This window comes from Acidimicrobiales bacterium, assembly GCA_030747595.1.
In the GTDB taxonomy this organism is placed as follows: domain Bacteria; phylum Actinomycetota; class Acidimicrobiia; order Acidimicrobiales; family MedAcidi-G1; genus UBA9410.
On the sequence record JASLKK010000006.1, the window covers coordinates 1 to 24,380 of the forward strand.

21 protein-coding genes are annotated in these 24,380 nt (G+C 65.2%); 20 read left to right on the forward strand and 1 reads right to left on the reverse strand.

The window, feature by feature from the left end:
* Positions 1 to 345: 345 nt before the first annotated feature.
* From QF777_06020 to rpmA, 18 genes are all read left to right on the forward strand, one after another.
* Positions 346 to 1,173 (forward strand): alpha/beta fold hydrolase, encoded by an 828-nt coding sequence (locus tag QF777_06020; protein MDP6911106.1) that lies wholly within the window; start codon positions 346 to 348, stop codon positions 1,171 to 1,173.
* A 23-nt stretch (positions 1,174 to 1,196) separates the two neighbouring features.
* Positions 1,197 to 2,672, forward strand: coding sequence for an aldehyde dehydrogenase (locus tag QF777_06025; protein MDP6911107.1), 1,476 nt, complete (start codon positions 1,197 to 1,199; stop codon positions 2,670 to 2,672).
* Positions 2,673 to 2,716: 44 nt separating this feature from the next.
* Complete coding sequence (locus QF777_06030) at positions 2,717 to 4,078, forward strand: aminotransferase class V-fold PLP-dependent enzyme (GenBank protein ID MDP6911108.1); 1,362 nt, start codon at positions 2,717 to 2,719, stop codon at positions 4,076 to 4,078.
* Positions 4,079 to 4,150: 72 nt separating this feature from the next.
* On the forward strand, positions 4,151 to 5,557 hold the full coding sequence (gene tig / locus QF777_06035; GenBank protein MDP6911109.1) for a trigger factor: 1,407 nt from the start codon (positions 4,151 to 4,153) through the stop codon (positions 5,555 to 5,557).
* Between the two features lie 65 nt (positions 5,558 to 5,622).
* Positions 5,623 to 6,255: an ATP-dependent Clp protease proteolytic subunit gene (locus QF777_06040; protein MDP6911110.1), complete on the forward strand. Its 633-nt coding sequence runs from the start codon at positions 5,623 to 5,625 to the stop codon at positions 6,253 to 6,255.
* A gap of 45 nt (positions 6,256 to 6,300) precedes the next feature.
* Positions 6,301 to 7,569: an ATP-dependent Clp protease ATP-binding subunit ClpX gene (clpX, locus tag QF777_06045; protein MDP6911111.1), complete on the forward strand. Its 1,269-nt coding sequence runs from the start codon at positions 6,301 to 6,303 to the stop codon at positions 7,567 to 7,569.
* A 19-nt stretch (positions 7,570 to 7,588) separates the two neighbouring features.
* Entirely contained in the window at positions 7,589 to 8,902 is a 1,314-nt protein-coding gene (locus QF777_06050) for a cyanophycin synthetase (protein MDP6911112.1), read from the forward strand.
* 10 nt (positions 8,903 to 8,912) lie between these two features.
* The gene (gene ndk / locus QF777_06055; GenBank protein ID MDP6911113.1) at positions 8,913 to 9,320 is read left to right on the forward strand and encodes a nucleoside-diphosphate kinase; all 408 of its coding nucleotides are present in this window, start codon (positions 8,913 to 8,915) and stop codon (positions 9,318 to 9,320) included.
* 198 nt (positions 9,321 to 9,518) lie between these two features.
* Positions 9,519 to 10,571, forward strand: coding sequence for a rod shape-determining protein (locus QF777_06060; protein ID MDP6911114.1), 1,053 nt, complete (start codon positions 9,519 to 9,521; stop codon positions 10,569 to 10,571).
* A 6-nt stretch (positions 10,572 to 10,577) separates the two neighbouring features.
* The gene (gene mreC, locus QF777_06065) at positions 10,578 to 11,450 is read left to right on the forward strand and encodes a rod shape-determining protein MreC (protein ID MDP6911115.1); all 873 of its coding nucleotides are present in this window, start codon (positions 10,578 to 10,580) and stop codon (positions 11,448 to 11,450) included.
* On the forward strand, positions 11,447 to 11,986 hold the full coding sequence (gene mreD / locus QF777_06070; GenBank protein MDP6911116.1) for a rod shape-determining protein MreD: 540 nt from the start codon (positions 11,447 to 11,449) through the stop codon (positions 11,984 to 11,986). The genes mreC and mreD overlap by 4 nt, the downstream gene beginning before the upstream one ends.
* The gene (locus tag QF777_06075; GenBank protein MDP6911117.1) at positions 11,983 to 14,262 is read left to right on the forward strand and encodes a penicillin-binding transpeptidase domain-containing protein; all 2,280 of its coding nucleotides are present in this window, start codon (positions 11,983 to 11,985) and stop codon (positions 14,260 to 14,262) included. Before mreD ends, QF777_06075 begins: the two co-directional genes overlap by 4 nt.
* Positions 14,262 to 15,431: a rod shape-determining protein RodA gene (gene rodA, locus QF777_06080; protein MDP6911118.1), complete on the forward strand. Its 1,170-nt coding sequence runs from the start codon at positions 14,262 to 14,264 to the stop codon at positions 15,429 to 15,431. The genes QF777_06075 and rodA overlap by 1 nt, the downstream gene beginning before the upstream one ends.
* Before the next feature lie 18 nt (positions 15,432 to 15,449).
* Complete coding sequence (locus tag QF777_06085) at positions 15,450 to 17,447, forward strand: TIGR03960 family B12-binding radical SAM protein (GenBank protein MDP6911119.1); 1,998 nt, start codon at positions 15,450 to 15,452, stop codon at positions 17,445 to 17,447.
* Entirely contained in the window at positions 17,447 to 18,187 is a 741-nt protein-coding gene (locus QF777_06090; protein ID MDP6911120.1) for a TIGR03936 family radical SAM-associated protein, read from the forward strand. Before QF777_06085 ends, QF777_06090 begins: the two co-directional genes overlap by 1 nt.
* A gap of 18 nt (positions 18,188 to 18,205) precedes the next feature.
* Positions 18,206 to 20,005, forward strand: a complete 1,800-nt coding sequence (locus QF777_06095) for an Rne/Rng family ribonuclease (protein MDP6911121.1) — start codon at positions 18,206 to 18,208, stop codon at positions 20,003 to 20,005.
* 98 nt (positions 20,006 to 20,103) lie between these two features.
* On the forward strand, positions 20,104 to 20,412 hold the full coding sequence (rplU, locus tag QF777_06100; protein ID MDP6911122.1) for a 50S ribosomal protein L21: 309 nt from the start codon (positions 20,104 to 20,106) through the stop codon (positions 20,410 to 20,412).
* 4 nt (positions 20,413 to 20,416) lie between these two features.
* Positions 20,417 to 20,668 (forward strand): 50S ribosomal protein L27, encoded by a 252-nt coding sequence (gene rpmA, locus QF777_06105; protein ID MDP6911123.1) that lies wholly within the window; start codon positions 20,417 to 20,419, stop codon positions 20,666 to 20,668.
* 84 nt (positions 20,669 to 20,752) lie between these two features.
* On the opposite strand, the gene QF777_06110 is transcribed toward rpmA, so the two are convergent.
* Positions 20,753 to 21,901 carry an HD domain-containing protein gene (locus QF777_06110; GenBank protein MDP6911124.1) on the reverse strand — a complete coding sequence of 383 codons (1,149 nt, stop codon included), beginning with the start codon at positions 21,899 to 21,901 and terminating at the stop codon, positions 20,753 to 20,755.
* 66 nt (positions 21,902 to 21,967) lie between these two features.
* On the opposite strand from QF777_06110, the gene obgE reads away from it, so the two are divergent.
* Both obgE and proB read left to right on the forward strand, forming a co-directional pair.
* Entirely contained in the window at positions 21,968 to 23,254 is a 1,287-nt protein-coding gene (obgE, locus tag QF777_06115; GenBank protein ID MDP6911125.1) for a GTPase ObgE, read from the forward strand.
* Positions 23,255 to 23,258: 4 nt separating this feature from the next.
* A complete protein-coding gene (gene proB, locus QF777_06120) occupies positions 23,259 to 24,368 on the forward strand; it encodes a glutamate 5-kinase (protein ID MDP6911126.1) in 1,110 nt (369 codons plus the stop codon).
* Positions 24,369 to 24,380 lie beyond the last annotated feature (12 nt).

The window sequence follows — 24,380 nt, forward strand, 5'->3', positions numbered from 1 at the left end:
AGATGGGGTTGACCGAGGGGTGACCGGTCGGACTACGACCAGCGGAAGATCCTTCCGGTTCGACCACTACCCGGCACCTGTCGAGGTTCTCGCCACCAAGACCGCTGATGCCCTACCGCTCTCGAACCTCGAAGCCTTGACAATGGTGGGCCCCTCCCGCTCCGTTGCGACGAGGCACTCGTGTTCCTGCCCGAAGATGCTTCTCTTGTCGCCACTACGCTCGTCGACTGATGACTTCCGTAGGTAGATGGCTGCTGTGGTCTGTGTGTTCTCCACTTCTATGTCCTGTCCCAGCGTCGGCGTTGGTTACGCCGGGGCGGTGAAAACCCGCCAGGTCAGCCAGTTGTGAATCATGGCTTCGACGGCACCAACCTCCGGTCGGACGGGCCGACGGGCACTGCCGGGGCCGTCTACCCGCCACTTGTTCTCGTGCACGGCGTGGGGCTGGACCTCCACCTGTGGGATCTCGTGGTCGATGTACTAGCCGTTGACCGACTGGTCATCCGCTACGACCTCTTCGGACACGGGCATTCGGACGATCCGCCCGGACCACGTTCGATTGACGACTTCGTCAGTCAGTGCCTCGGCGTCCTGGCAGCCACCACCATCGAGGACACGGCCGGGAGGACACCCGATCTCGCCGGATTGTCCCTAGGTGCCATGGTGGCCCTAGCCGTCGGGGCCCGTCACCCCCAGGCCATCGGTCGATTGGTTGCCATGAACGCCGTGTTCAACAGGACCGCTGACCAGATCGAGGGCCCGCGAGCCAGGCTTGCTCTCACGGCGGCTGAGGGCATGGGTCCGGTGGCCGATTTGGCCATTGCACGGTGGTTCACCATCGACTGGCAGGTTGAGCATCCTGAGCGGGCGGCCGCGGTCGACGAGCGGATCCGGACCACCGACCTCGACGGTTACCTGAAGGCCTACGGGCTGTTCGTGGAGGGTGATCCTGCGATGCCAGCGGGAGCAGCTCGTATCACCGCACCGACGCTGGCTCTGACCGGCGAACGGGACACGGGGTCCACCCCGGCCATGAGTCGGGCCATCGCATTGGCCGTCATCGACGGCCAATCGCGGGTACTTTCCGGCCTCGGTCACCTCCCGCCGATCGAAGCACCCGAAAGTTGGTCGGCCGCTCTCCTCGAGTTCCTCGACCGCCCTAACCAACCCTGACCACCCTCCGGGGGGATACACCAATGAACGAGTACCAGCTCTACATCGATGGCGAGTTCTGTGAGGCCTCGGACGGCAACCGCTTCGACTCGGTGAACCCGGCCACCGGAGAGGTGTGGGCCACGGCTCCAGGCGCCACTGAATACGACGTGGACCGTGCCGTGCGCGCCGCAAAGCGTGCCCTGACCGAGGGCGACTGGCCGGCCATGACGGCCACCCAGCGGGGACGCCTGCTGTACCGCCTGGCTGACCTGATGGCCGAAGCGGCTCATTATCTGGGCGGCATTGAGACCACCGACAGCGGAAAGCTGGCCGCCGAGACGAGGGCCCAGTCGGCATACGTAGCCGACTACTACCGGTACTTCGCCGGTCTGGCCGACAAGATCCAGGGCGACACCCTTCCCATCGACAAGCCCGACCTCCACGTGTTCACGATGAGGGAACCGGTGGGCGTGGTGGCCGCCGTCGTACCGTGGAACGCCGAGATGTTCCTGACGGCCACCAAGGTCGGACCAGCGCTGGCTGCAGGGAACACGGTCGTCATCAAGGCTTCGGAGATCGCTCCGGCACCGCTGCTGGCGTTCGCCCGGGTGATCGACGAGGTGGGCTTCCCGCCCGGCGTAGTGAACCTCATCACCGGCTTCGGTGAGCCGTGCGGGCGTGCGCTGACCAGCCATCCGATGGTCGACAAGGTGGCGTTCACCGGTGGAGTCGAGACGGCCCGCCACGTGGTGGCCAACACCGTCCACAACCTGGCGCCGGTGACCTTGGAGCTCGGTGGAAAGTCTCCGATCCTCGTGTTCGACGACGCCGACTTCGAGAGCGCTGTCAACGGAGCGGTGGCCGGCAACTTCGGAGCATCCGGACAGAGTTGTGTGGCCGGCTCCCGGGTGTTTGTGCAGTCGGGGATCCACGACGAATTCGTGGCCGAGGTCGTCCGACGCGCCGAGCAGATCCGCATCGGTGACCCGCACGCTGACGAGACACAGATGGGACCGCTGGCCACCGTGGCCCAAAGGGACCGGATCGAAGACGTAGTGGCCGAGTCGACCGCCCAGGGGGCGACGCTGCACACAGGCGGCTGCCGCCCCGAAGGGCTGGACGCCGGTTGGTATTACCGCCCCACGGTCTTGAGCTGCCCCGACCAGAACATCCGTAGCACCCGAGTCGAGCTATTCGGTCCTGTCATGTCGGTTCTCCGGTTCGACACCGAGGACGAAGCGGTAGCCATGGCCAACGACACAGAGTTTGGTCTAGGAGCAGGCATCTTCACCCCTGATGTGTCACGGGTGCACCGGGTATCGAAGGCCATCCGGTCCGGCATCATCTGGGTCAACACCTACCGGGCCGTCTCTCCTATCGCCCCGTTCGGCGGGTTCGGCAACAGTGGTTCAGGACGCGAGGCCGGCATGGATGCCATCCACGAGTTCACGACCACCAAGACGGTCTGGATCAACACGTCCACCGAACCGATGGCCAACCCGTTCACCATCCGATGACCAAGCCGACCGGAGACGGGAGGCCATGGTCGTCCGGGGTGGAAATGCACAAGTTCGACGAGTCGACCGAAGACTTGGCCTCGGCCATCTTCCACTATTCCCTCGATCGGGTGAGGACGGACCCGCCCCTGGACGGTCCTCGATCCCATCAGGAACTCTGGGAGGCGGTCGGGCAGACCATCACCGAGGAGGGCCTCGGAGGGGAGACGGTACTCACAGCCTTTGCCGACCACCTGGCACCGGCCTGCCTGTCGAGCGATCATCCTCGGTTCCTGTCCTTCGTCCCGGGCGCTCCCACGAATGCCTCGGTCCTGTTCGACCTGGTTGTCGGGGCATCTGCGATGTGCGCCGCCTCTTGGTTGGAGGCGGCAGGCACCGTGTACGCCGAGAACCAGGCCCTCCGATGGGTCGCCGACCTGGTGGGTCTTCCGGAGGACGCCGGAGGCTGCTTCGCCTCCGGGGGGACCATGGGAAACCTGTCGGCACTCATAGCGGGCCGTGACCAGGCGATGCGTCGCCGAGAGGCGACCGGGTCGGGTCGCCCGGCCAGGTGGTCGGTTGTGGCCTCCGACGGTGCCCACTCCTCGATCGACTCAGCCGCGAGGGTCATGGACGTTGACGTCCTACTGGCGGCCACCGACGACGACCGTCGCCTCCGGGGAGATGCGGTGCGCGCTGCCATAGCGGCAAGGCCGGAGGACACCGAGGTGTTTGCCGTGGTTGCCACGGCCGGTACCACCAACCTGGGCGTGGTCGACGCGCTCGACGAGGTGGCCGAGGCCGCTGCGGAGCACGAAGCCTGGTTCCATGTGGACGCGGCCTACGGGGGTGCGGCGCTGGCCGCCGATTCGGCTCGCCCCCATTTCGCTGGAATCGGCCGATGCGACTCCGTGGTGGTCGACCCCCACAAGTGGCTCTTCGCCCCCTTCGACTGCTGTGCACTGGTCTACCGTCAACCTGAGGTGGCCCGACTGGCCCACACCCAGCACGCCAGCTATCTAGATCCAATCAACTCGGACTCGGAGTGGAATCCCACCGACTACGGACATTTTCTGACCCGGCGGGCCCGGGGCCTCCCGTTCTGGTTCTCGCTGGCGGTCCATGGCACCAAGGCGTACTCCGAAGCCGTCGAACGGACGCTGGAGGTAACCCGTGCGGGAGCCGAGTTGGTGGCTGCTGCTCCCCACCTGGACCTGATACTGGATCCGGTCCTCTCGGTGCTGGCATTCAGGAGGACCGGCTGGGAACAGATGGACTATGACGCCTGGTCCGCTCAGCTCATGGAGGAGGGAACCGCCTTCGTGGTCCCGACACAGGTGGATGGCGAGCCGGCACTGCGGATCTGCATCGTCAACCCGCTGACTACGGTCGATGACATTGCCGTGGTCCTAGACAGTCTTGCCTGACGGTTTCGAGCCCTATCAGGGGGCCATTTCGCCGGGTGGCCGTCAGGGGGCCGCCGGTACACTCCCGAGACTGTGGACACCACCCTCGAAACCCTGGACGGGGACCGCGTCAAACTGACCGTCGCCGTCGACGAGACCGAGTTCGACGTAGCCGTTGACGCCGCCTTCAAACGCATCGCCAAGGAGATCCGCCTTCCGGGTTTCCGGCCCGGGAAGGCGCCCCGGAAACTTCTGGAGGCTCGTATCGGGGTGGCCGCCGGCCGTCAGGAAGCTCTCCAGCAGGCGCTTCCCGACTACTACGGACGAGCGCTCGCTGAGAACGAAGTCGATGCCATTGATCAGCCCGAAATTGAGATCACCGGCGGTGCCGAGGACGGCCCGCTGACCTTCGACGCCGTCGTGCCGGTGCGCCCCCGGGCTGCGGTGGCCGGTCATGGTTCGTTGCGCGTCGAGATCCAGGCCATAGAGGCATCCGATGACGACGTCACCGAGCAACTCGACGCCATCCGGCGACAGCACGCCACCCTGGCCGACACCGACCGACCGGCCGATGATGGAGATCAGGTCACCATCGATATCGAAGGGTCGGTCGACGACGAGGTCGTCGAGGGTCTGACTACCTCGGATTACCTCTACGAGGTGGGCGCCGGTGCGGTGGTACCTGAGATTGACGAGAACCTGCGGGGCGCATCGGCGGGCGACGCCCTCGAGTTCGACGCCGACCATCCCGAGGAGGACGACGCCACGCTGTCGTTCCGCATTGAAGTCAAGGCCGTTCAGACCCGAGTGCTACCCGACGCCGACGATGCCTTTGCCGCCGAGGCCTCCGAGTTTGAGACCATCGAAGAGTTGACGGCCGACCTTCGGGACCGGATCACCACGATGCGTCGCGGCCAGGCCGGAATGACGGCCCGCGACCGGACTGCCCAGGCGCTCGCCGACCTCATCGATATGGAGATCCCGCCCACCCTCGTGGAGAGCGAGATCGACGGTCGGATCAACGACATGGCCATGAGGATGAGCTCCCAGGGCATCGACTTCGCTACTTACATGGAAGCCATGGGGCGCGACCTGGCGACCATGCGCGACGAACTGCGGGAAGGTGCCGAGATTGCCGCCCGTGTCGACCTCGGCCTACGGGCGGTGGCCGATGCCGAGAGTCTCAGCGGCGAAGGGGAGGCCCTCGACGAGTACCTTCAACTTCTCGCTGAGCAGACCGGAGGCGATGTCGACGGCATCCGAAAGGCCCTGACGTCCTCGGGTCGAATGCTCGAAGTCAAGGCCGACATCCGAAAGCAGGCGGCGCTGGAATGGGTGTTCGAGCGCGCCTCAATCGTGGACGAAGAGGGCAACGAGGTGGATCGAGCGCTCCTGGAGCCGCCCGAGCCCGTTGACGAACCCGAGATGGCCATCCCCGCCGCCGATGACGAGGTGGGGGAAACTAGTGATCCGACCCCGGACGGGGACGAGGAAGAATGAGCGAAATGACCGAAGCGATCCAGATCTCCAGCGACGGCGTGCCTGGTGTAGGCGGCCTCGCGGCGATGCGGGTGCAGAACTATCTGGTTCCCACGGTGGTCGAGCAGACCAACCGGGGCGAGCGGGCATTCGACCTCTATTCGCGCCTACTCAAGGAGAACATTGTCTTCATCGGCACGCCGATCGACGACACGATCGCCAACCTGATCTGCGCCCAGTTGTTGCATCTGGAGTCGGAAAACTCCGACCGGGACATCAGCCTCTACATCAATTCACCGGGCGGCGACATCAACGCGCTGTTCGCCATCTACGACACGATGCAGTACATCAAGCCGGACATCACCACTATCTGCTTCGGTCAGGCCGCTTCGGCGGCCGCCGTACTGCTGGCCGCAGGAACGCCGGGCAAACGTCTGGCGTTGCCGCACTCGCGAGTGCTCATCCACCAGCCGTACGCCGGGGCCCAGGGTCAGGTGTCCGACATCGAACTGGCCTCCCGGGAGATCCAGCGGCTGAAGAACCAGTTAGAGCAGATCTTGGCCCAGCACACTGGTCAGAACGCGGAGAAGATCCACGCCGACACTGACCGCGACTTCGTCATGACCGCCGAGGAGGCCGTGGCCTACGGCATCATCGACGAGGTCATCGACCAGCGGAACCTGCCTGACAACAGCGGCCCCATCGTCGCGGTCCAGTAGGTCGGACGGTTCGGGACATCGGTATGAGGATTCGATCGGGGGGTCATGGCGAAGTTCGGTGAGGGCGAGCTCCTCAAGTGTTCGTTCTGCGGGAAGACGCAGAAACAGGTCAAGAAGCTGATCGCCGGCCCCGGCGTCTACATCTGCGACGAGTGCATTGATCTCTGCAACGAGATCATCGAAGAGGAGCTCTCCGAGCCCACTGAGACCCCGACTGGCGAGGTCCCCCGTCCCCGAGAGATCTACTCGTTCCTGGACGATTACATCGTGGGCCAGGAACGGGCCAAGAAGATCCTCTCGGTTGCCGTGTACAACCACTACAAACGGGTGCGGACGGCTGCTGCCTCGCCGGTTACCGGCGAGACCGTGGAACTAGCGAAGTCCAACATCCTGCTGATCGGTCCAACCGGTAGTGGCAAGACGTTGATGGCCCAGACCCTGGCCCGCATGCTCAACGTCCCCTTCGCCATTGCCGACGCCACGGCGCTGACTGAGGCCGGCTACGTCGGCGAGGACGTAGAGAACATCCTCTTGAAGCTGATTCAGGCCGCCGACTACGACATCAAGAAGGCTGAGACCGGGATTATCTACATCGATGAGATCGACAAGGTCGCTCGTAAGAGCGAGAACCCGTCGATCACCCGTGATGTCTCCGGCGAAGGCGTCCAACAGGCATTGTTGAAGATCCTCGAGGGCACCTCGGCGGCCGTTCCACCACAGGGCGGACGCAAGCATCCCCACCAGGAGTTCCTGCAGATCGATACCACGAACATCCTGTTCATCTGTGGTGGGGCGTTCGCCGGACTCGAGAAGTTGATCGAATCCCGTCAGGGTGGTGCGGGGGTGGGCTTCGGTGCCGACGTCCGTTCGCCGTCAGACAAGGACGTGGGTGCGCTCTTCTCGGATGTCCGACCAGAGGATCTCATCAAGTTCGGCCTCATCCCGGAGTTCATAGGACGTCTCCCGGTGGTGGGCACGGTGGCCCAGTTGGAGATCGAGGCGTTGGTCAAGATTCTCGTGGAGCCCCGGAATGCGTTGATCAAGCAGTACCAGCGCCTGTTCGAGTTCGAGGACATCGAGCTTGAGGTGGCCGAGGACGCCCTGGTGGCCATTGCCGAGCAGGCACTGGAGCGGGGCACCGGCGCTCGTGGTCTGCGGGCCATCATCGAGGAGGTCCTCCTCGACGTGATGTACGAGTTGCCGGGCGACGAGGAAGCCGGCCGTGTGGTAGTTGACCTCGCCTCGGTGAAGGGTGACTCAGCGCCAACGGTGCTGCAGCGCGAGGACGTCCGGCCCGACCGCGCCGCATCCTGACCCGCCCCGGACCAGATTTATGACGGACGACAACGTCCATGACCTACCAAGTGCGTTGCGTTTCCTCGATCGCCACGTCAACCTCGAGGCGGCCGCCGGACGTATCCACGGCCTGAGCCTGGATGCCATGCGGGGCCTGACCGACGTGATGGGACGGCCACAATTGGACGTCAGGACGGTGCATGTGACGGGCACCAACGGCAAGGGTTCGGTCTCGGCCATGGTGTCGTCGTTGCTGGTCGCTGCCGGTCTCCGAGTGGGTGGTTATTCCAGCCCGCATGTCGACACGGTCCGTGAACGCCTCACCATGGATGGCGAGTGGATCACCGAGGAGGCGTTCGCCGAACTGGTGGCCGACCTAGAGCGGTACGCCGAGGCAGCGCCGGAACGGCCGTCGTACTTCGAGTTGCTCACCGCTGCGGCCCTGCTGTGGTTCAGCAATGAGGCAGTGGCAGTGGCGGTGGTCGAGGTTGGTCTGCTGGGCCGCTACGACGCCACCAACGTGATCGATTCTGACGTCTCGGTGGTGACCAACATTGGACGGGACCACACCGACGGGTCGGGCGATTGGCGTCGGGACGTGGCATCGGAGAAGGCCGGGATTATCCGGGCTGGACGGCCCCTCGTCCTTGGGGAGACGTCGATCGAACTGCGTGAAGTCTTCATCGCCGAGGCTCCCGAACCGGTGTTGGCACGGGGGGTGGACTTCGGTGTCCGCTCTACCGAACGGGCCGTCGGGGGACAGCTAATCGACTTCTGGACCCCGGGTGGCGAACAGAGCGAGGTGTTCCTTCCGCTGCACGGGGATCATCAGGCGGACAACGTCGTGGTGGCCCTCACGGCCGCTGAGGCCTTCCTCGATGCGTCGCTCGCCGATGACGTGGTGGCCGAGGGTCTCGCTTCGGTTCGGGTCCCAGGCCGACTCGAAGTGGCCTGCGCCGAACCATTGGTGGTGCTCGATGGTGCCCACAATCCGGAGGCCATTCGGGCGTTGGCCGTCGCAGTCCCCGAGGTTTTCCCGGCGGCTCGACGGATCATGGTCGTGGGTTGCCTCGGACCAAGAGATCCGCACGAGATGTTCGACGAACTGGTGGCCCTGGCTCCCGACCTGGTGGTGGTGTGCACCGCTCCGTCTCCACGAGCGGTGCGGGCCGCTGATCTGGCGACGCTGGCCCGTGAGCGTCGGATGGACGTCGAAGTGGTCCCCGATGCCGTCGATGCCGTGCGACTCGCCGTCTCGGTCGCTGACGAGGCCGACGTGGTGGTAGTGACCGGTTCGTTCTATGTGTTGTCCTCGGCTCGCGAGGCTCTCGCCGGCATGGATGGCCCGTAGCCTCCTCGCCATGAACCGAACCCTCGTCATCTGCAAGCCCGACGCCGTGGAACGCGGCCTGGTCGGGGAGATCATCGGCCGCTTCGAACGACGGGGTCTGACCGTTGCGGCAGCCGAACTCCGCCTACTGGACGCCGACACGTTGGCTCGCCACTACGAAGAACATGTGGGAAAGGGCTTCTACAACGACCTGGTGGCCTTCATGTCCCGATCGCCGGCCATGGTGCTGGTCGTTGAAGGGCCCGAGGACACTTTCGCCGTGGTCCGCTCGATGATGGGGGCGACCAATCCCCGCGATGCGGCGCCGGGCACCATCAGAGGCGATTTTGGCCTCGTGATGACCGAGAATCTGGTTCACGGGTCGGATGCCAACGAATCGGCTGAGCGCGAGATCGGCATATTCTTCCCCGGCCTCTAGGCCGCTCATAGCGCTACCTTCTTCCAGAGGGAACGAATGCCCGCGGTCAGTGGTCGCGTGTACGCGGAGAGTGGCATTTAGTTGACGGACGCGTTACGTTCCCGGTAATGCCGGAGCCTCTCGCTCCGGATCTGAACCGTACGCGGTCTACCCGTGCCCGGTTTGACCGACCCGACGACATACGGAGCCCACCGGGCAATGGCCGCTACCCAAGATCGATCGGCCAGACGGCCGGTTCTCGGCTCCCGAGACATCGCAGTTGACCTCGGCACGGCCAACACGCTGGTCTCGGTGCGGGGAGAGGGCATCGTGCTCGACGAGCCATCGGTAGTGGCCGTCAACGCGCTGGACGGAACCCTTCTGGCCGTCGGCGACGAAGCCAAGCGAATGATCGGCCGGACGCCCGATCACATCCGCGCCGTGCGCCCCCTCAAGGACGGCGTCATCGCCGACTTCGAGGTCTGCGAGAAGATGCTCCGCTACTTCATACAGCAGGTCCACAGTCGCAAGTGGGCCAAGCCGCGAATGGTGATCTGTGTCCCGTCAGGGGTTACCGGCGTGGAGCGAAGAGCTGTCCAGGAGGCAGCCGAGTATGCGGGAGCCCGCCCCCCCGCCTACATCATCGAGGAACCCATGGCGGCCGCCATCGGAGTTGGCCTACCGGTTGCCGAGCCCACCGGTTCGATGATCGTCGACATAGGTGGCGGTACCACCGAGGTGGCCGTGATCTCCCTAGGTGGTGTGGTGGCTGCCCAGTCCACCCGGGTAGGTGGCGATGAGATGGACGACGCTGTCAAGCAGTTCCTCAAGAAGGAAAAGGGCGTCGATGTCGGAGACCGAACCGCGGAGAACATCAAGATCCGCCTCGGGTCAGCCCACCCCCTGACTCAGGAGATCCGAGCCGAGGTCAGCGGACGAGGCCTCCGTTCCGGGCTGCCCGAAGCGGCAGTCTTCACCACCCGTGAGATCCGCGAAGCGCTCGAGGAACCCGTGTCGGCCATCATCGATACGGTGAAGGTCACCCTAGATCGGACGCCACCCGAACTAGCCGCTGACATCATGGACCGAGGCATCACCTTGGCTGGTGGCGGGGCCCTGCTGATCGGACTGGCCGACCGGATCCGCGCCGAGACCGGCATGCCGGTCTGGATGGCTCCCGATCCGCTGCGGGCTGTGGCCATGGGAGCCACAGCGGTACTCGAGGAGTTCTCGCGCTTCGGGGACATGATCTTCGGCGACGACGCCGAGTAGGCGACCGTGGCGGCCCCTCGGCCCACGGGCGTTCCCCGTTCCACCCTGCTGATTCTGATCGCTGCGGCCCTCACGCTGCTCACCCTGCAGTACCGGGGGGTGGAACCGTTGGGTGCATTCCAACGGGGCGTGCGCGACGTAATCGAACCACTCCGGACAGTCAGCGACCGGGTGGCGTCACCCGCACGCTCTGCCTGGAACGGACTCTTGAACTACGACGACCTAAGGGCCGAGAACGAACGTCTGGCCGCCGAGCTGGCCCGCATGCGGGGCCGGCGCCTTTCGGCAGAAGCGGATGAGGAGCTACTGGAACGGCTTCTGGGCGAGGTCGACATCGGCTTTGCCGACCTCGACACGGTGGTAGTCCGGATCCTGGGGACGCCGCCTGGGAACTTCGCCACCCACACCATCGAGGTCGACAAGGGGACTGATGACGGCCTTGCCGAGGGCATGCCTGTGGTGACCGGCGCCGGTCTGGTGGGACGCCTGGAATCGGTGGACCGAGCCCGCTCGACGGTTCGGTTGATCACCCATCCGGAGTTCCGGGTGGGTGTGCGGCTGGTGGGCTCCCAGGACGAGGGGCTGGCCCATGGAGGAGGACGGACGGGCTTCCTGGTGATCGACGCAGGGGTACGGGCCGACGCAATCGTTGGGGCCGGTGAGGTGGTGGTGACCTCCGGCGGGCGCAGCCGGTTCCCGGCTGACATCCCTGTCGGTCGGGTCTTGGATCCGGGCGTTGGCAGCGATTTCCAGCGAGAGATCGTCGTCGAGCCGTCGGCCTCTCTCGAGAATCTGAGCTTCCTGAACGTGCTCCTGGTGACCAAGGAGCGGACCTTTGATCCGTCGGTACTGCTGGACCCGGGGGAGCGCTCGAGATGACCGGCCGGTTCCGTGTGTTAGCTCTGCTCCTGACCGCAGCCGTGCTCCAGGCGACGTTGTTCGATGAGATCCGACTTGACGGGGTATCCGTCGAATGCCTCCTACTGGTGTCGGTGCTGGCCGGCTTCCACGGAGGCCCGGAGCGGGGCGCCACCGTGGCCTTTCTGGCCGGCCTGCTTCACGACTCCGTGGGTTCCACGCCACTCGGGGTGCATGCGCTGGTCTATGCGCCAATGGCCGCCATGGCCGGCCACCTCTCGGTCCGTCTGGTCGAGGGGGCCCGGGCGTTGACCATGGCGGGCCTGGTTGGCGCGGTCATGGTGGGTGTGACCGCAGCAGCGGGTGTCGGAGCGTTGTTTGGTCTACACCCGGTCAGTGGGTTCGACCTGATGACTACGGCGGTCATTGCCGCGCTGTCCACCCTGGTGATTGCCGGTCCGACGAGCAGAGTCGTGCGATGGGCTATTACCGGCGGCCTTCCAGTTGACATCTCCCTGACTGAGGGACCTGCCGCGGACGGGTCGTTAGGAAGGTGAACGAGGTCAGTCGCTACCGGATGCGAGTTCTGGCCATCATCGGCCTCTCGATGTTGGCGGTCCTTGCGGCCCGGCTCTGGTACCTACAGGTCATGGTGAGCGAAGAGGCCGTAGCCGCTGCGCGAAGCAATATCACCAGGGTCATTCCGGTACCCGCTCCCCGTGGCCGGATTCTCGACGTGGATGGTCGGGTGATGGTGGGAAATCGGACGACCACCGTGCTGACCATGAACCGTCACGAGCTCGGCGAGGCCGGGTTCGACGAGGACCAGACCCGAGCGATGCTGACCGAGGTGGCCGTTGAAATCAACCGGTCCGGTCAGCTCATGAAGGTCTCCGACGTGGAGCGGGCGCTACACGACCCGTCCTACGGCCGATACGACGATGTGCCCATTGCCCACGACGTAGACGGTGAACTCCTGGTGTTCTTCGGTGAGAGGCCCGATCGGTTCCCCGGCGTCAGCGTGACCGAAAGCACGGTTCGTTCCTATCTCTACGGCGACCTGGCTAGCCACGTCTTGGGGTGGGTTGGTCCGATCAATGATCTAGAGCTTCGAGAGCGTCAGCCGCCAGAGGGAAAGGGGTACCGCCTGCGCGACCAGATTGGGAAGGCCGGCGTGGAGCTGATGTTCGAAAACGACCTCCGGGGAGTGGCCGGCCGCAAAGTCGTCGAGGTGGATCGCCTCGGCGAGATCGTGCGTGAGCGCGATGACCTCTTTGTTTCGCCGATTCCCGGGGACGACATCGTCCTCTCGCTTGACGTCGACATCCAGAATCTCGTGGAGCGTGAGTTAGAGCGATCAATCGACCTCGCCCGGAGCCGTGAACCCGATCAGGATCCCGACGATCCGAACCGCCTCCTACCTGCCTTCGATGCCCCTGGGGGTGCCGTGGTCCTACTGGACCCGATGGTCGGATCAGTGGTGGCCATGGCCTCCTACCCGTCCTATGACCCCAACGACTCGATCGGTGGCTTCTCGTTCGAACAGTGGACAGCTCTGAACGACCCGGCGAACGACCTTCCGATGTTCAACCGGGCCATCCAGGGGGAGTACGCGCCTGGATCCACCTTCAAGCTGTTCACGGCCCACGCGGCCTGGCACGAAGAGGTTTTCGGGGTGGGTGCCGTGCCAAGAGCCGACGACCCGTGGGACGACCCCGGCGCCTACGTGCTCCGAGCCTGTGGCGATGTGGATCCGACCGATCCACCGCCCGGTTGTCGGTATCGCAACGCCGGAGAGAAGCAGTACGACCGCGTGGATCTGACTCGCAGCCTGACGGTGTCCAGCGACGTCTACTACTACCGGATCGGTGAATCGATCTACACCAACCCCGGACACCCGGACACCGCCATTCAGGACGCGGCGACCGAGTACGGCCTGGGCCTCGAGTCGGGCATCACGCTCCCGTTCGAGCAGGACGGCTACCTCCCCACGCCTACCAACCGCCGACTCCGCCACGAGGAAAATCCGGTGGCCTTCCCCGAGTGGGGTTGGTCGACCGGCGACAACGTGATCACGGCCATTGGCCAGGGAGAGGTCTTGGCCACGCCATTGCAGCTCGCCAACGCCTTCGCTACGTTCGCCAACGGAGGGGTTCGCTTCGCCCCGAACGTGGTCGACCGAGTGGTGGGTCGTGACGGTTCCACGGTGCGGACCTTCGGACCCCGGGCGTTGTCCACTGTGGACATCAAACCGGGTTTTCGTGCCCGCGTTCTCGAGGGCTTGAGCGGGGTGACCGCTGACGAGGAGGGAACGGCCTACTGGGCGTTCAACTCGGAGGCCACCGACGGCGTGTACTTCCCGCTGGACGAGTTCCCGATCGCGGCCAAGACGGGTACGGCTGAGGTGCGAGGCAAGGCCGACACGTCGGTATTTGCCGCCTTTGGGCCGGCCGATGCACCGACCCACACCATTGTGGCCGTCCTTGAGGAATCCGGGTTCGGATCCAGCGTGGCCGCCCCGCTGGTGGCCCGTGTCCTAAAGCAGGTTTTGGAGGACACAGTGCCCCAGGCACCACTAGCCGCCGAACGGTACGCCCGGTCAGCGGCCCTCCCGTTGTGTGTGGCCTGGCATCGTTGGCGAACTGGCGACACGCTTGACCGCTTGGAGGAGGCCGACCCCTCGTCTGGGGAGGCCGGGGGACCGGTACTGGATGCGTCGGGAAGGGTGGTGGTCCGGGGTATCCGGGTCGACTGCGAGGATTTGATCGAGGACGTGCTCGACGTCTTCGATAATGACGGGACTACCGGTGGCTCCGGTGGAGGTTCGGGCTGATGGTCGACCTACTCCGCCCTGACTACGAGACCCCGCGGGTTCTTCGTCACGTAGACCTGGTGCTCCCTGTGCTCGCGTTGGCCACCGCCGCCATCGGTGTAGTCATGGTCTATTCCGCGACTCGCGGACCAGCCACGGACCTTCGCCCGGCCGAGACGTTCTTCCTGGGTCGGCAGGCCCGGCTGGTCGGCCTGGGGGCAGGCTCCATGGTCCTGGCAGCCTGGTTCGGCCACCGGCGGCTCCAACGAATGTTGTGGTCGATCTACGGAGTGACGCTGGGCGTGCTGGTCGCCGTGCTTGCGGTGGGCAACGAGGTGAAGGGATCCCGTTCGTGGTTCCAGATCGGTAGCACCCAGTTGCAGCCTTCAGAACTAGGCAAGGTGGCACTCATCGTGGTGCTTGCCGCCTGGCTGGGTCGCACCGAGACCCCGTCAGGTCTCCGGGTGCTGGTGGCCGTGCTTCTGGTGGCCGGGCCGGTGGGTTTGATAGTGCTCCAGCCCGACCTGGGGACGGTTCTGGTCTATGGCGCGATCGCGGCGGGCATGGTCTTCGTGGCCGGAGTTAAGGGCCGGCACCTGTTGATTCTGGGCCTCTTGCTAGTGAGCGGGGTGGTCGCCGTCCTCCAGTCCGAGGTGCTGGAGGACTACCAGATCCGTCGCCTACTGGTGTTCGTTGACGATGAGACCGATACGGCAGCCAGCTACAACCTCGAACAGGCCGAGGTGGCCATTGGCAACGGGGGATTGACCGGGCGAGGCCTCTTCAAGGGGACGCAGAACAACTCTGCGCTGGTGCCCGAGCAGCAGACGGACTTCATTTTCACCGTGGTGGCCGAAGAGACAGGTTTCGTGGGCGGTGCCCTCCTCCTCGGCCTGATCGGACTACTGCTCCTCCGGGTCCTCCGTATAGGGCAGATGGCTGACGACCGGTTCGGCCTGTTGTTGTCGGCCGGCGTGTTTTCGATGCTGGCTTTCCAGGTGTTCCAGAGCGTAGGGATGTCCACCGGGATCATGCCCATCACCGGAATCCCATTCCCTCTGGTCAGCTACGGCGGATCCTCGATGCTGACAAACTGTCTGGCCCTCGGCCTCGTTCAGAGCGTGCACATGCGACGCCACCAGGTCCTGAGCCGGAGGACCGAGTCCACAAGGCGGGGCCAGCCCGCCTGATCGGTACGATAGTGAATCATGAGTTCGCTCTGGTCTGAACTCGAGCGTGTCCTCGGCGAGGTCCAGAAGCCGGCCCGCTACATCGGCTGCGAGGACGGTATGACCGTCCCCGATCACCATCCCGACGCAGTGGCTTGGCTCCTGCTCTACCCGGACACCTACGAAGTCGGCCTTCCCAACCAGGGTCTTCAGATCCTGTACGAAATCCTCAACGAACGGTCCGATGCGGTGGCCGAGCGTAGCTATGCCCCGTGGACCGACCTGGCCGAGGTGCTACGTCGTGAGGGCCTGCCGTTGTTCTCGGTCGATACGCACCGACCGGCACGCGACTTCGACATCCTGGCCTTCAACTTGTCGGCTGAGCTGGTGTTCACCAACGTGTTGGAGTGCGTGGATCTGGCTGGCATCCCGGTCCGGACCGCCGATCGCACCGACGACGACCCGTTGGTGCTGGTGGGCGGCCACTGCGCCTATAACCCCGAGCCGCTGGCCGACTATGTAGATGCGGCGGTGCTGGGCGACGGCGAAGAGGTGGTTGGTGAAATCACCGAGGTGGTGGCCGCCTGGAAGGCCGCCGGTGGTGGCCTCCGAGGCGGCCTGCACAGACGTCTAGGCATGGTGGCAGGCGTGTACGTCCCGTCGCTTTACGAAGCGACTTTCGCCGATGGGCGCCTTCAAGGCGTTCGGCCGAGGCCTGAGTCGACAGAGGTCGTCGAGGTGGTCGAGAAGCGAACGGTGGCTGATCTGGCCGATTGGCCGTACCCGAAGAAGCAACTGGTGCCGGTGACCGAGGTGGTCCATGACCGTCTCAACGTGGAGGTGTTCCGGGGCTGTACCCGGGGTTGCCGCTTCTGCCAGGCCGGCATGATCACCCGGCCGGTCCGCGAGCGGCCTGCCGGCCAGGTTCGGACCATGGTCTCGGAGGGCCTGAAGCGAACGGGGTATGACGAGGTGGCCCTCACCTCGCTTTCTACTGCTGACTTCAGCGGCATCGAACAGGTTGTGGCTGAAACGGTCGCCGATGACGCCTGCGGGCAGGTCTCGGTGTCGCTGCCTAGCCTGCGGGTTGATGCTTTCACGGTGGGTATCGCCGCCGAGATCCAGAAGGCGCGACGAACCGGATTGACCTTTGCCCCTGAGGCGGGTTCCTGGCGCATGCGACAGGTCATCAACAAGCTCATCCGCGAAGAGGACCTCTACGCGGCGGTCGAGGCGGCCTACTCGCAGGGCTGGCGCCGGGTGAAGCTCTACTTCCTAACCGGTCTCCCGACAGAGACCGACGAGGACACGCTGGGCATCCTCCACATGGCTCGTCGATGCGTAGAGGTCGGGCGCCAGCACATCCGGAACCCGTCGGTCACGGTGTCGGTGGGCGGGTTCGTTCCCAAGCCGTTCACACCTTTCCAGTGGTTCGGGCAGAACACGGAGACTGAATTGCGTCGGAAGGTGGGCGTGCTTCGCGATGAACTTAAGCGCGACACCAAGGGCTACCGGGGAGTGCAACTCAAGTGGCACGATCCGCGGGCCACGGCCATCGAGGGCCTGCTGAGCCGCGGTGACCGCCGTCTTGGCCCCGTGGTGGAGGACGTCTGGCGATCCGGCGGGGTGTTCCAGGAGTGGAGCGAGCACTTCAATCTTGAACTCTGGACCGATGCCCTCGAACGGCAGGGCCTGACCCTCGAAGAGATGGTGTACCGCCACCGAACCGAGGACGAGGCCTTTGCCTGGGACCACCTTTCGGCGGGCCTCCACCGGGACTTCTTGTGGCAGGACTGGCGTGATGCCTTGGAGGCCGTGGGTCTCGAGGACTGCCGGTGGACGCCGTGCTACGACTGCGGGGCCTGCACCGGCTACGGGATCGAGCACGTGGTGGCCTCCGCGGTACCGCCAGCTGGTGGAAGCCAGGGAACCGGGCAGGATCTGGTCGGCGGCGGGGAGGTGCCGGTTCTGCTCACCGCTCGACCCGATACCAGCCAGCCCAATAGGGGTGCGCCGGCTCCGGTGGGGAGTGCGTGATGCGCATCCGGATTCGGTTCCACAAGAAGGGGAAGGTTCGTTTCACCAGCCACCGGGACGTCGCCCGGATCTGGGAACGGGCCTTTCGCCGTGCCGGGATTGCCGTGGCCTACAGCCAGGGTTTCTCTCCGAGGCAGAAGTTGTCGTTCGGGCTGGCCCTGTCGACAGGCCACGAGTCCGAAGCGGAGTTCCTGGACGTGGAAGTGGTCGAGGACCGTTTCTGCGACGGTGAGGCCTGGGCAGACGGCCGGGGCGTGGCCCTGGGAGCTGAGTTGGTCGAGACGTTGAGCGCCGCACTGCCTATCGGGATCGACGTGGTGGCCGTGGCGCCCATCGAGAAGGGCGAATCGCTGCAACAGGTCGTCGTGGCCTGCACGTGGTCGATGGATGTCGATGACATCGACCGGGCGGATGCTGAAGCGTGGGTGGCCGACGTGCTGTCCCGCGCCGAGATCGTCGTCGAACGCGAACGCAAGGGGAAGCCGGTCATTGAGGACCTGCGACCCCATGTTCACGCTCTCGACGTCACCGGGATCACGGAGAACGGGGTTCGGCTGTCGGCCGACCTCGGGACCCAGCCCCGCGCACTCAGGCCGTCAGAGTTGCTGACTGCGGTGGATCCGCCGTTGGTGGCCCGGACTGTGTGCAGGATGAACCAATGGACGTCGCAGGGACCCGACCGCGAAGAGCCGTTGACGGCCCCGGTCATCCCTGCCCCGCCGGCACGATTGCCGGCGTGATGAGAAGGGAATACAGCAATGAGCGAGAACGAAGAAGGGGCCCGGACCAACGGGCCCAGAGACACCGGATCAACTGATCCTGGTGAGCGGGGCGACGAAAGCCGCTCCGCGGCCACGTCCCGTCACGATTCTGGTGGCGGGGAAACAAGACCGAAGATCGGCGACAGCCGCCCCGCACCTGACGGTCCCGACGGTGGACGCAGGCCCCAGATCGGTGACAGCCGTCCGGCGCCCGATGCCCGCCCGTCTGGCGATGGCGCCAGTGGCAACAAGGAGCGAAACCAGGGCGGTGACGGTGATGCGGGTTCTGGCTCGGGACGTGGTCGACGTCGCCGTCGTGGTGGCCGTGGCCGCGGCCAGGGCGGAGAACGCCAGAACCAGCAGAGAGGCGAGCAGCAGGGCGGTGGCGGCCGTGGCCGCCAGCGTGGCGGCAACCGCCCGGTAGAAGCGGTCACCGATGATGCGCCGGTAGAGCTCGACGAGGAAACCCTCCGGAGCCGTCGTGGTCGAGAGCGCCGAGGCAAGCCCATTGGCCGCTACACCATGTGTGTGAGCGTGAGTGGTGGGATCACCCAGATCGCCGTGTTGGAGGGCCGCCAACTCATCGAGCACTACCTGTCGCGTCCTGCCGACGATGTGACCGAGATCCACGGCAACGTGTACCTCGCCAAGGTCCAGAACGTGCTGCCCGGTATGGAGGCGGCCTTTGTCGACATTGGAACCCCGAAGAACGCGGTGATCTACCGGGGTGACCTCCAGTACGACGACAAGGAGTTCGACAGCAAGGGTCGCCCCCGTATCGAACAGGTGCTGAGGGCGCGTCAGACGATCCTGGCTCAGGTCACCAAGAACCCGATCGCCCACAAGGGAGCCCGCCTAACCCAGGAGGTCTCCCTTCCCGGGCGGTTCGTGGTGTTGGTGCCCAACAGCACCACCTACGGTATCTCCAAGCGCCTACCGGAGTCCGAGCGCAAGCGCCTTCGCAACATCTTGGATCGGGTGAAGCCCAAGCAGCACGGAATTATCGTTCGGACAGCGGCCGAGAACATCACTAAAGAGGAGATCGAGCGCGACGTGCGTCGGCTCCTCAACCAGTGGGAGGAGATCGAGAAGCTCGCCGAACGCTCACAGGCGCCAAGCCTGTTGTACCGCGAGCCCGAGATGGCGTTCCGATTCATCCGCGAGGAGTTCAACAAGGACTTCCGTGGTGTGATCATCGACGATCCCGACATGTTCGAGCGGGTACGGACCTACGTGGAGAGTGTGAACCCGGCATTGGTGGATCGCATCTCGTACCACGATCCCGAGACCGAGTCGTTACCCCTGTTCGAACGCCACCATGTGCACGAGCAGTTGCGAAAGGCGCTGGACCGCAAGGTCTGGCTGCCATCGGGTGGGTCGCTCATCATCGAGCACACCGAGGCCCTGACCGTCGTCGACGTGAACACTGGCAAGAACGTGGGACGCTCCAGCCTCGAGGAGACGGTGTTTCGAAACAACCTCGAAGCGGCTGAGGAACTGGCCCGCCAGCTACGACTCCGAGACATCGGCGGCATCATCGTGATCGACTTCGTTGACATGGAGGTCCGATCCAACCGGGAGGCCGTGGCCACCACCCTGCGCGACGCCTTGGCGCGGGACAAGACCCGGACCCAGGTGTTCGACATCTCCGACCTCGGCCTGGTCGAGATGACCCGAAAGCGCATCGGCGAAGGGTTGCTGGAGTCGTTCGCCAACGCATGCGCCGACTGTGGTGGGCGTGGCGTGCACCTCAACGACGAGTTGCTGGCCGGCTCCGGTCGGGCGGGCCGACGATGAACGCCCGGACGACGATGCGAATTGGGCGGCAACGGTCACACCGCCGCCACTCGGTGGCCGGTGGGGGCCCCGTCGGCCACCGGTAACCTGTGTCCACTATGTACGCAGTTATCGCCACGGGCGGAAAGCAGTACCGGGTCGAAGAGGGCCAGCGAGTCCTCGTCGAGCGACTGGGAGCGGTGGACAGCGAAGTCGAGTTGACGCCGGTGATGGTGGTCGATGGTGATGACGTGCTGGCCACCCCCGCAGCTCTCTCCGGTGCGAGCGTGTCGGCACGCATCATCGGTGATGCCAAGGGTCCGAAGATCCGGGGCTTCACCTACAAGAACAAGAGCAACCAGCGTCGCCGGTGGGGTCACCGCCAGCATCTGGCCGAAATCGAGATCACTGGGATTACGAGGGGCTGACGACATGTCAAAGACCAAGGGCGGCGGCTCAACCCGCAACGGCCGTGACTCAAATGCACAGCGACTGGGCGTGAAGGTCTACGACGGCAGCGAGGTCACTGCAGGAAGCATCATCATGCGGCAGCGGGGCACCAAGTTCCACGCCGGTGAAAACGTGGGCCGCGGAGGCGACGACACGCTGTTCGCTACTGCTGACGGTCGCGTCAAGTTTGGCCGACGTGGTGGTCGCAAACTGGTCGACATCATCGTCGACTGATCAATTCGCATATGGGCCGCCTTCGGGCGGTCGGAAGATGACGCACCGTTTCGACGGTGCGTCATCTTCGTTTTCGGATGGAGATCAGTCCAGGCCCACCCCAACCGGCAACTGGTCATCGGGCCACCCGAGAAGGCGCACGCCGGACCGGCAGGCGAACCGATCGGTCATGCCTCCCACGTAACGCACCGCGGTGTGCACGATCGCCGGACGACCGGTGTCGTCGCCGGTCCCACTGTCGATGGCGTCGACGGGAAGGTCTTCGGGGTGAGCGACTAGATGGTCCACCAGGGCCTGAAGAAGACTCACCACCCGCCCGGCCTGTTCGACGGACGCGGGCCGCAGGTAGATCCGCTCATAGTCGAAGCTTCGAAAGGCAGCTAGAGCGTCGGCAGTATCGGGGTCCATGCCGATACGCCCCGAGATCGCCGAGGCGGTGACGACGCCGTCGATGAAGGTCGCCAACTGGTCTCTGCGCGAGATCCCACACCGTTGGACGACGCCGTCCGGCAAGTCGGTGGCCGAGACGATGCCGGTGTGAACAGCATCCTCGAAATCGTGGCAGACGTAGGCGATCCGGTCGGCCCAACTAACCACCTCACCTTCCGGGGTGGCCGGTGCCGGGCGGGACCAGGAATGGTTCCGAATCCCGTCAAGGGTCTGGGTACACAGGTTCAGTGGAGCCAGGGTGACATCGGCGCCCCACTGGGCGTGGTCGTAGCCACCGTCGACGTAGGGCGAGAGCGCATCCTCGCTCGCGTGGCCTCCCGGCCCGTGGCCACAGTCATGGCCGAGGGCTATGGCTTCGGCCAGGGCCACGTTGAGGCCGAGGCGGGTAGCGATGGCCCTCGACACCTGTGCAACCTCGAGGGCGTGGGTGAGGCGTGACCGTTGGTGGTCCTCGGGAAACACGAACACCTGGGTCTTCCCGGCTAGACGTCGGAACGCCGTCGCATGGAGGATCCGGTCGCGGTCTCTCTCGAAACAGGTACGGAAGTCGTCCGGTGCCTCCTCGATGGCACGGTCCCCTCCGCCGTCGGCTCGGGTAGCACCGTCAGTGGGAGGTACCTCGTAACCGGCATCGCGGTCGGGGCGGGCGAAGTCGGCTACCGGGCCGATGGCCGCGTGGCTATCGTGGTGGGCGGTCCGCACATCGGTGGCGCCGGGTGTGGCGTGCCCGTCCATGGTCGAGGCCCAGGCTCGGGCCCGTTCCGAGGCGTCCTGATTGGTCATCGGACCACCCTACGGAGCCAAATCTCGGGCCCGTGGCGTCAGCGGGTCCTCAGTAGGCTCCGGCCCATGTCAGAGAGCCATACCTCCCGGAGTGGAGGGTCCCAGTTCGTCGACGAGTGCGGGCTGAACGTCCACGGCGGCGACGGCGGAGCTGGAGCAGTCTCGTTTCGTCGTGAGGCCCATGTCCCCAAGGGCGGTCCCGACGGCGGCGACGGCGGTGACGGCGGCAGCGTGTGGCTGGAGGCCGATCACAACGTGGCGTCCCTTCTCTCCTTTCGGGACCATCCCCATCGACGGGCCGGCAACGGGACCCACGGGTCGGGTGGAAAGCGCCACGGGAAGGCCGCCGGAGACCTCGTGATCAAGGTTCCCGAAGGCACGACAATCCACGACCTCTACTCAGGGGAGGTGCTCGCCGATCTGGTCCAACACGGTGACCGTTGGTTGGGTGCCGAGGCAGGTTGCGGCGGACGGGGCAACGCCAAGTTCCTCAGCAATCGACGGCGGGCACCGGCGTTCGCCGAGCAGGGCGAAGAGGGCGAGGAACGATGGCTAAGCCTTGAGTTGCGTCTCATGGCCGACGTGGCACTCGTGGGGTTCCCCAACGTGGGCAAGAGCACGCTGATCTCGAGAATCTCGGCAGCCAAGCCCCGCATTGCCGACTATCCCTTCACCACGCTGGAGCCCAACCTCGGCGTGGTTCGTCCCGCCGACCGCCCCGAGTTCGTGGTAGCCGACATCCCCGGCCTAATCGAGGGAGCCAGCGAGGGGAGGGGACTGGGCCACCAGTTCCTCCGGCACATCGAGCGGGCTCGGGTCCTCCTGGTGCTGCTGGACCTGGCGCCCACCGCCATGGACACGCCGCAGCGTCAGCTTGACGTCCTGCTGGGAGAGTTGGAGGCCTACCGGCCTGATCTGTTGAACCGACCTCGTCTGGTGGTGGGTTCACGGATCGACGTGGCTGAACCCTCGGCCATTGAAGCGTTGCCCGCCGATGCCAGTTCGTCCGTTTCGGCTATGACCGGTGAAGGCCTTGAGAGCCTCGTCCACGCCATGGCCGATCTGGTGGTCGAGGCTCGGGAAGCGCCGGTAGAGCGACCCTCCATGGTCGTGCACCGGCCACCCACCGAGGACGTGGCAGTGGAGCGCGGCGAGGACGGCACCTGGGAGGTTCTAGACCGCGCCGTGGCACGGGTGGCAAACTTGAACGACCTGACGAACCCTGATGCGCTGGACTATCTCGAGGAGCGGCTCAAGCGCATGGGTGTGAACCGTGCGTTGTCGAGGGCCGGGGTACGCGATGGGGAACCGGTACGCATCGGACGCCTCGAGTTCACCTACGAGCAGGACTGACCCCGTGAAGAAACGAACCGACACCGTGGTGGTCAAGATCGGAACTTCGTCGATCACCGACGACGAGGGCGTGATCGACCGCTCCTCGGTGGGTCGTCTGTGCGACGGAGTGGCAGCGTTGCGTGATTCAGGGAGGCACGTGGTCGTGGTGACCTCGGGAGCGATCGCTGCGGGACTGCCCGAACTGGGGCTCGGTGGCGAACGCCGGCCCCGCGACGCTGTGACCCTCCAGGCTGTCTCGGCGGTCGGTCAGGGCGGTCTGATCCGCACCTACCGCGAGGAGTTGGGCCGACACGGCCTGATTGCCGGACAGGTGCTGTTGGCGCCTCTCGACTTCTTCGTGCGAGCCCAGTACCTGCATGCGCGGGGCACACTCACCCGACTTCTGGAACTGGGTGTCGTGCCCGTAGTGAACGAGAACGACGCCATTGCCGATGACGAGATCCGGTTCGGAGATAACGACCGGATCGCCGCGCTAGTGGCCCACCTTGTCGATGCGTCGACACTTGTGTTGCTGACCGACACGCCAGGCCTGCTGACCGCTGACCCCCACCTGGATGCGGGTGCATCGCTCATCGAGGAGATTGTGGAGATCGACCACGAGTTGGAGGGCCTTGCTGGAACGAGCGGGTCAGTGCGGGGAAGTGGTGGCATGGCGTCGAAACTGGCGGCCGCCAAGATCGCTAGCTGGTCGGGCGTCCGGACTGTTATTGCCGACGCGGCCCGCGAGGGAGTGATGCTTGATGCCTGTGACGGCACTTCAGGCGTCGGGACGGTGGTGCGTCCCCGGGCGGCAAGTCTCGGTGCCCGGCGGCTGTGGATTGCCTTCGCCGTCGGTTCATCGGGTCGGATCACCGTTGACGCCGGTGCCCGACGGGCGCTCGAGGAGCGGCGGGTGTCGTTGCTCCCGGCCGGTGTGGTGGACGTGGACGGCACCTACGAGGCCGGTTCGGCCGTCGAGGTATGCGATCCGTCAGGGTCGGTGTTCGCCAAAGGCATCGTGCGCCACGACTCATCCATTCTGCGTGCCCATGCGGGCCGACGGACCGGCGACCTGCCTGACGGTATGGCTCACGAAGCCATTCACGCCGACGACCTGGTTGTTTTGCCCTGACGTAGAGGCCGA

Excerpts from the sequence above, each read along its gene's own strand:
- QF777_06025 (MDP6911107.1), top strand. The coding sequence starts at position 1,197 with ATGAACGAGTACCAGCTCTACATCGATGGCGAGTTCTGTGAGGCCTCG.
- QF777_06085 (MDP6911119.1), top strand. The coding sequence starts at position 15,450 with ATGAGTTCGCTCTGGTCTGAACTCGAGCGTGTCCTCGGCGAGGTCCAG.
- QF777_06050 (MDP6911112.1), top strand. The coding sequence starts at position 7,589 with ATGACGGACGACAACGTCCATGACCTACCAAGTGCGTTGCGTTTCCTC.
- QF777_06095 (MDP6911121.1), top strand. The coding sequence starts at position 18,206 with ATGAGCGAGAACGAAGAAGGGGCCCGGACCAACGGGCCCAGAGACACC.
- clpX (MDP6911111.1), top strand. The coding sequence starts at position 6,301 with ATGGCGAAGTTCGGTGAGGGCGAGCTCCTCAAGTGTTCGTTCTGCGGG.
- rplU (MDP6911122.1), top strand. The coding sequence starts at position 20,104 with ATGTACGCAGTTATCGCCACGGGCGGAAAGCAGTACCGGGTCGAAGAG.
- rpmA (MDP6911123.1), top strand. The coding sequence starts at position 20,417 with ATGTCAAAGACCAAGGGCGGCGGCTCAACCCGCAACGGCCGTGACTCA.
- rodA (MDP6911118.1), top strand. The coding sequence starts at position 14,262 with ATGGTCGACCTACTCCGCCCTGACTACGAGACCCCGCGGGTTCTTCGT.
- QF777_06030 (MDP6911108.1), top strand. The coding sequence starts at position 2,717 with ATGCACAAGTTCGACGAGTCGACCGAAGACTTGGCCTCGGCCATCTTC.
- QF777_06090 (MDP6911120.1), top strand. The coding sequence starts at position 17,447 with ATGCGCATCCGGATTCGGTTCCACAAGAAGGGGAAGGTTCGTTTCACC.
- QF777_06060 (MDP6911114.1), top strand. The coding sequence starts at position 9,519 with ATGGCCGCTACCCAAGATCGATCGGCCAGACGGCCGGTTCTCGGCTCC.
- QF777_06110 (MDP6911124.1), bottom strand. The coding sequence starts at position 21,901 with ATGACCAATCAGGACGCCTCGGAACGGGCCCGAGCCTGGGCCTCGACC.
- QF777_06040 (MDP6911110.1), top strand. The coding sequence starts at position 5,623 with ATGCGGGTGCAGAACTATCTGGTTCCCACGGTGGTCGAGCAGACCAAC.
- obgE (MDP6911125.1), top strand. The coding sequence starts at position 21,968 with ATGTCAGAGAGCCATACCTCCCGGAGTGGAGGGTCCCAGTTCGTCGAC.
- ndk (MDP6911113.1), top strand. The coding sequence starts at position 8,913 with ATGAACCGAACCCTCGTCATCTGCAAGCCCGACGCCGTGGAACGCGGC.
- mreD (MDP6911116.1), top strand. The coding sequence starts at position 11,447 with ATGACCGGCCGGTTCCGTGTGTTAGCTCTGCTCCTGACCGCAGCCGTG.